8 protein-coding genes and 1 pseudogene are annotated in these 5,881 nt (G+C 36.3%); 4 read left to right on the top strand and 5 right to left on the bottom strand.

The features are described from left to right. Nucleotides 1-373 precede the first annotated feature (373 nt). Nucleotides 374-904 (top strand): antA/AntB antirepressor family protein, encoded by a 531-nt coding sequence (locus ACFIL7_RS02425; protein ID WP_375683303.1) that lies wholly within the window; start codon nt 374-376, stop codon nt 902-904. 58 nt (nt 905-962) lie between these two features. On the opposite strand, the gene ACFIL7_RS02420 is transcribed toward ACFIL7_RS02425, so the two are convergent. Continuing rightward, complete coding sequence (locus ACFIL7_RS02420) at nt 963-1,274, bottom strand: DNA-binding protein (RefSeq protein WP_375683302.1); 312 nt, start codon at nt 1,272-1,274, stop codon at nt 963-965. A gap of 11 nt (nt 1,275-1,285) precedes the next feature. Then, a complete protein-coding gene (locus ACFIL7_RS02415) occupies nt 1,286-1,609 on the bottom strand; it encodes a type II toxin-antitoxin system RelE/ParE family toxin (protein WP_012230755.1) in 324 nt (107 codons plus the stop codon). Nucleotides 1,610-1,714: 105 nt separating this feature from the next. Between ACFIL7_RS02415 and ACFIL7_RS02410 the strand changes: the two genes are divergently transcribed. From ACFIL7_RS02410 to ACFIL7_RS02400, 3 genes are all read left to right on the top strand, one after another. Next, nucleotides 1,715-2,377: a lysozyme gene (locus ACFIL7_RS02410; RefSeq protein ID WP_375683301.1), complete on the top strand. Its 663-nt coding sequence runs from the start codon at nt 1,715-1,717 to the stop codon at nt 2,375-2,377. Beyond that, on the top strand, nt 2,374-2,601 hold the full coding sequence (locus ACFIL7_RS02405) for a hypothetical protein (protein WP_375683300.1): 228 nt from the start codon (nt 2,374-2,376) through the stop codon (nt 2,599-2,601). Before ACFIL7_RS02410 ends, ACFIL7_RS02405 begins: the two co-directional genes overlap by 4 nt. Nucleotides 2,602-2,732: 131 nt before the next feature. Beyond that, nucleotides 2,733-2,945 carry a hypothetical protein gene (locus tag ACFIL7_RS02400; protein ID WP_375662167.1) on the top strand — a complete coding sequence of 71 codons (213 nt, stop codon included), beginning with the start codon at nt 2,733-2,735 and terminating at the stop codon, nt 2,943-2,945. Nucleotides 2,946-3,153: 208 nt separating this feature from the next. On the opposite strand, the gene ACFIL7_RS02395 is transcribed toward ACFIL7_RS02400, so the two are convergent. The 3 genes and pseudogenes from ACFIL7_RS02395 to ACFIL7_RS02385 all read right to left on the bottom strand — a co-directional run. Next, nucleotides 3,154-4,020, bottom strand: coding sequence for a DNA adenine methylase (locus ACFIL7_RS02395; protein WP_375683299.1), 867 nt, complete (start codon nt 4,018-4,020; stop codon nt 3,154-3,156). 68 nt (nt 4,021-4,088) lie between these two features. Then, nucleotides 4,089-5,471: a ParB/Srx family N-terminal domain-containing protein gene (locus tag ACFIL7_RS02390; RefSeq protein WP_375683298.1), complete on the bottom strand. Its 1,383-nt coding sequence runs from the start codon at nt 5,469-5,471 to the stop codon at nt 4,089-4,091. 274 nt (nt 5,472-5,745) lie between these two features. Next, nucleotides 5,746-5,881: pseudogene (locus ACFIL7_RS02385) on the bottom strand (integrase); the annotation flags it as partial.

Raw genomic sequence — 5,881 nt, 5'->3', positions numbered from 1 at the left:
AAACGCCCCACCAAACGCATGCGACGAAGGTGAAGGCGTCATCCATATGGATGAGGAAGATATAAATTAGCAAAAATATCAAAAAATTATCAGGAGTTACTTGACAATGTGGCGACAATATGAATAATCGAATCAGGTGCCTCAAAAACACCTTAAAACATCTAGCGGATTGGTTGCCGAAATAATCAATCTTCTGAACATTAAAGATTTTGACTCATTATATGCCGTGGCATATAAAGGTCTTGTCGGGTGTGGTTATGCTATACAATACCCTTTTGGGAAAGGCATAACGACGGACTAGATGCCGTGTTTTTGAGCACCCGGCACTCTCTATTGAGTGTCAATCAAAAACTTTAACATCTAGGAGTTCATCATGAACACTCTTATAAAAATATCAGAACAAAATATTGGTCAAGAAACTGTTCAAACTGTTAACGCACGTGAATTGTATATATTTTTAGAAGTCAACTCTAAATTTGCAGATTGGATTGTACGCCGTATTAAAGAATATGGATTTTTGGAAAATCAAGATTATGGTTTTACGTTTCTCAAAAATGAGAAACGTAAAAATGTTATAAGTAAAGAATATCATCTCACCCTAGACATGGCAAAAGAGCTCTCAATGGTTGAACGCAATGAGAAAGGACGTCAAGCACGCCGTTATTTTATTGAGTGTGAAAAGAAACTAAGAAGCCAAGCGGTTGATTATTGTGATGATATACGTTTTGCTTTCCCAAAAGATTGGGATAAAATGTCTCCAACTAAAAAGGCTGTTTACATTTATGGACCTCTTCACATGCATCTTGTTAAAGCCTTTACACAAGTAGAAGAGAGCAAGCACTACAAAGCCGTAATCAAAGAAGCAAAACAGGTCTTAGAAAGATCTGTTTTGAAAGCTGCATAAGTAAAAAATATGCCTCCTTCCCCATCTTTAAAGGTGGGGAGTGGTTAATACACTAAAGTTACACGTGTGGAACGGGTCGTTCAAGAGGCTGTACAGCTAAACGAAAGCCCATGGTACGCAGTAAAGCATTCAAGCTGCGGAACTCTGGATTGCCTTTTTCTGAAAGTGTACGGTAAAGTTGGGTTGGGTTCAAGTTGGCTGCTTTAGCTACAGCTTGAACACCACCATAAGCTTTGGCCATTTGGCGTAGAGTTACAAGCAGTTCCCCCTGATCACCATCTGCTAGGATTGCATCAAGGGTAGCTGCTGCCAACTCAGGGTCATCATGGAATATTTCTGCCATTGCATCATCATGGCTACGATCTTTCATCTTTGCACTCCTTAATCTTCACGGTTTTGCCAATCGTACCAACAAGCACATGCACGAGTGATATCGGTGTCTTGTGTTTTTTTGGTACCACCGCATAATAACAATAATACAGTCTTTCCAGACTGAGCATAATAAATTCGGTAACCAGGACCAATATTCATACGCAGTTCATAGACACCATCACGAAGCGGCTTGAAATCGCCAAAATTTCCTTGCTCTAAACGATTAAGACGGCGAATAATTGCAGTTTTAGCCTGCACATCACGGAGCTTTCGCAGCCAATCAGCTATCAAGTCTTTGCCATCAGAGGTAAGGTAGTGACGTATTTCAAACATAATGTATATTCGTTTATAAACGAATATTTGTCAAGAGCGAAAGAAATTTATTTTTAGATTTTCACTCAGCCCCGCCTTGTGTGGGGCTTTTTTATGGAGAAGCATATGAGAACAATATCACCAGAAGGGCTAGCACTGATTAAACAATGGGAAGGCTTGCGTTTGAATGCCTATAAAGATGCCATTGGGGTGTGGACAATCGGTTATGGACATACAAACAATGCTGGAAAACCTTTTGTTCATAAAGGTATGGCAATCACTGAAAAACAAGCAGAAGAACTTCTTTGCCAAGACTTAAGACAATTTGAAAATGCCGTTGAACAAGCCGTTCAAGTTTCTTTAACCGATGAACAATTCGCGGCTTTAGTCTCCTTTTGCTATAATGTAGGAACAACAGCCTTTTGTAACTCGACACTGTTAAAAAAGCTCAATCAAGGTGAATATGAAGCTGTCCCTGCAGAGCTACAGAAATGGACCAAAGCAGGCGGAAAGCGTCTTGAAGGTCTCGCACACCGGCGTGCAGCAGAAGCAGGCTTGTGGGCGAAAGGTGCTTTTGTTTCCTCTAACTACCAAACCGTAGAAACGCAAGCACCAACAGGGCTTTTTAAAGCTGAAGCTCTTGCACCAGTTATTGGTTCTTTTTCAGGGCTTGGAGGCTTATTAGCAGGCAATGGTCCAGTGCAATGGGCGCTCGCCACTATCATGGTTTTAGCCGCATGTGCTGGCATTTTCTTTGTTGCTAAACGTTTTCAGGAACACCGTTTATGATCTTATGGATGAAAAGAAATCTACTGTTAATAGGCGCGGCTCTAGCCGCTTTTTTTATGGCTTTGGCAAAAGCTTTTACTCTTGGGAAAAAGGCAGAACAGCAAAAGCAAACAGAAAAAACCTTAAAGGCAGCAACAACACGGCTGGAGGTGGAAAATGAAGTTAATCAGAAAAGTGATGCTGATGTGCATGCTGCTCTCTCTGACTGGTTGCGCGACAAATAAATATGCTTCTTCTTGTATTGGCTGGTTGCCAATTTATTTAAGCCGGAAAGATCTGAACACCATCAGTTCAAACTTAGCAAGAGAGATCTTAAAGCACAATAATCTAGGTGAACACGTGTGTGGGTGGAAACATGGCTAGAAAAAAAACACAAGACGATATAGAGCTTACAGAAGCAGAAAAAGAAATACTTCAAGAAATCATCATGACCTACAAAAGTATAAAAGTGATGTCTCGTTATACGAAATGGATTGTACTCATTATACTCTTATTAGCGCTTGATTTTTCACGTATTATAGATGCATTAGTAAGTATTTTTACACAAAAACCAAATATCCAACTCTAAACATACTCTGAGACGCGCGAAATTCTTTAGAAAATGATTTCTTAATTTTGCTCGTCTCATGGAGGCGATAGAGAATGTCTTCGCCCATTTAAAATAGTGGTTCTCAAAGAGTTAAACACACCAAACCTTTCCTTAAAATATGAAATTGACTGACAGCAATCAAACTTTCAAAGCTTGTAGAGAGAACAAATTTTGTTTATGAAAGCAGCTAAGCCACGTTACAAAGTGATGTTATATTCTGTTCTAATGATTGTGGAATTTTGATCTTTGGTGAGAAAATCATCAGTTCTTGAGCTTGTCTCTTATTTTGTAGAGAATACCGTATATTAAATTCTATTTTAGGATATTGATTGTACAAGAATTTAATTTCTTCTACGTTGTCATAAGTAATTAACCAAAGCGCATTCACATGTTTAGAAATGATACTTTCTAAATCGCAATGATCTTTAGCTTTATAAAATGAAGTATACAGCTCTTTTCCTTTTTTAAAATAAGGAGGGTCCATATAAAAAAAGGTGTTTTCATCAGTTCCATAACGCAGCAAAAATTCCTGTGCATTTAAACGAGTTAAATATATCCTATCTTTTTGTACACTTATATTTCTAATCCGGCTAATTAAGTCCCTTTTGTTGAATCTACAGTTTATTTTGTAACTCCCAACTTGTTGTTTTCCTCCAATAGGACCAGCATTTTTAATGATTCCAGATCTGTTTGTGCGATTCAAAAAAAATGCAGCAAACCCAACGCTAAGCACGTCTGCGTTTTCAGGAGAAATTTCTTTTTGTTTATACCACTCTTCTAAGTTAATGGTCGTTGTATTGATTTTTTCTATTAATTCTTCTGTCTTGTGCAAAACACAATACCAAAAACTCCAAATAAACGGATCAATATCATTAATGTAGATATCTTTAACATCGTTATTTAAAAGAAAATTTAGAGCCAATCCGCCCCCACCAGCAAAAGGCTCACGATAAGAACATCCATTTAATCCATTTTTCTCAAAAATTTCTTTGATTCTTCCATAGAGTACAGCCTTGCCACCAGGATACCTTAATGGAGAATAATTATAAGCCATCTCTGTAAACCTTACAGTATTAAAACAAAGCCATGTTATCATATTTTGTTCATATTGGCCAGCAATGGCTAAAGCATTTGACGAGCATTCTGCAATTTTTTGTCATACACTTCATTGATTAATTGCATTAACACTGGCTTTAATACTTGTATATCACTGAGAACCTCTAGATAACTCAAGGGTGCTGAACGGAAGGCATGTTTAGCTGTATTGGCTTGCATTCTAACCTTCGCTAGAGTGTCTAAAATAGCTTTCTCATTTTCATTTATATACTGTGTATCGTCAAGTTCGGTTTTTAATAATCGACAATACTTTGAAAACTTATCCTTTAAAAAATTATCAAAAGATTTGTTTTCTCGGCCTAAAAAGCCTGTCAGCCCTTCGAATAAACAACTAAACGCTATATACACAAGAGGTGTATCAGCGTCAGTACCTAATTTTTTTACTGAAGAATATATACTGATGGGTTTTATAATACCTAATTTCTGCAACTGATCTGCAATTTCTTCATCATAAATGCGGCGAAATAATTTTTGTTTTGGATAATTTCCATCTTTATTCGCATCGCTTGTAGGTAGATTATCTTTTCTTTTAGAATACTCTGTTTCTTTTTTATCCTTGCCTTTTCTAGCAAGCTTTTTAGAAGAACTAAATAAATTAGTTAGATTAGAAGAATCAAATGATTTAGTTAGACCAAATTTGCGAGATAAGATTTCAAAATATTTTTCTATATCTTTTCTATTATTGCAAGAACGAGAATTTATCTTTTTTTTAAGTATATCTTGTACAAATTGTTTCAAAAAATTATCAAGTGCAGAATTTTCTTCATATGAACATGAAAAGATGAGCTTGTCCTCCAACTGATTATAATAAATTCCAGTATACTCAAAAAAAGTTGTTTTAGAAATCAAACGTGTGACAGTCGTTATCTCATAATCTAATGAAGGATCCTCCAACAGATGATTCAATAATAGGTATGCAAATCTATTCGGATTGTCTGGCGAATAACGTGACTTTTGTATAGCATTCCATGGCTTCACACCTTTTCCATTATTTTGACCTAAATGCTTTATCTCCATCCAGTGATTTGCTTCTTTTATGTCAGAAGCAATAGCACATTCTACAGAAGTTATGTGAATTTTACGGTCAGCACTATATTTAGCGATCTTTTTACCTAGATGCTCTGGAGCTAGACTTGGATTATCAAGAAGTTTGAGCGCAGCAAGCCGCCGATTACCTTCTTTAACAACGTACTTCTCTCCATCTTGTATTACCATAAGCTTTTCAAATGGAGACAACCCGTTTTCAGCAATATCTTCGGCCAATTCCAAAATTTTTTCTGTAATACAAAGAAAATTTATAGCATCCTTTTCACTTGTGAATCTGGGAATTCTAGGATTTTCTAGATCAAGTTTAAGTGTTTTTAAAGAAAATTCTTTAGTGTTTATCATTACTCTTAACCAACAATACAAAATATCGAATCATAATATTAACATGGTAAACTGACAAATATTCTATATTAAAGTCTACTTTATATATGAATCACACTTTGGAATCTCTCTTTAATCTTCTCTAGCTAAAAGGCGAGTAATGTTTTAAACATCGTCCAACTTTTTCCTTTTATTTCAAAGTGAAGTAAACGTAAATGCTGCAAAAGAATCCAGTTCAGGCACTTACATCATTTGAGAAAAATTTCTGAGAAAAGACTCTCTATTTTTAATTTTGTCAAGCCTTTCCTGATATAAAAGACGCCCATTGTTCCAAGAGAACATGTCGCTGTTCTAAAAAATCCGTTCGCATGTAGGCTTTCGTCACTGAACTCCCAACTGTATGTGCAAGAACAGTTTCGGCAATCTCAAAT

This window comes from Bartonella sp. AP3QHHD (assembly GCF_042195765.1).
GTDB lineage: Bacteria > Pseudomonadota > Alphaproteobacteria > Rhizobiales > Rhizobiaceae > Bartonella.
The sequence above is the reverse complement of the archived record's forward strand: the minus strand, read 5'-3'. Positions and strand labels throughout refer to the sequence as shown.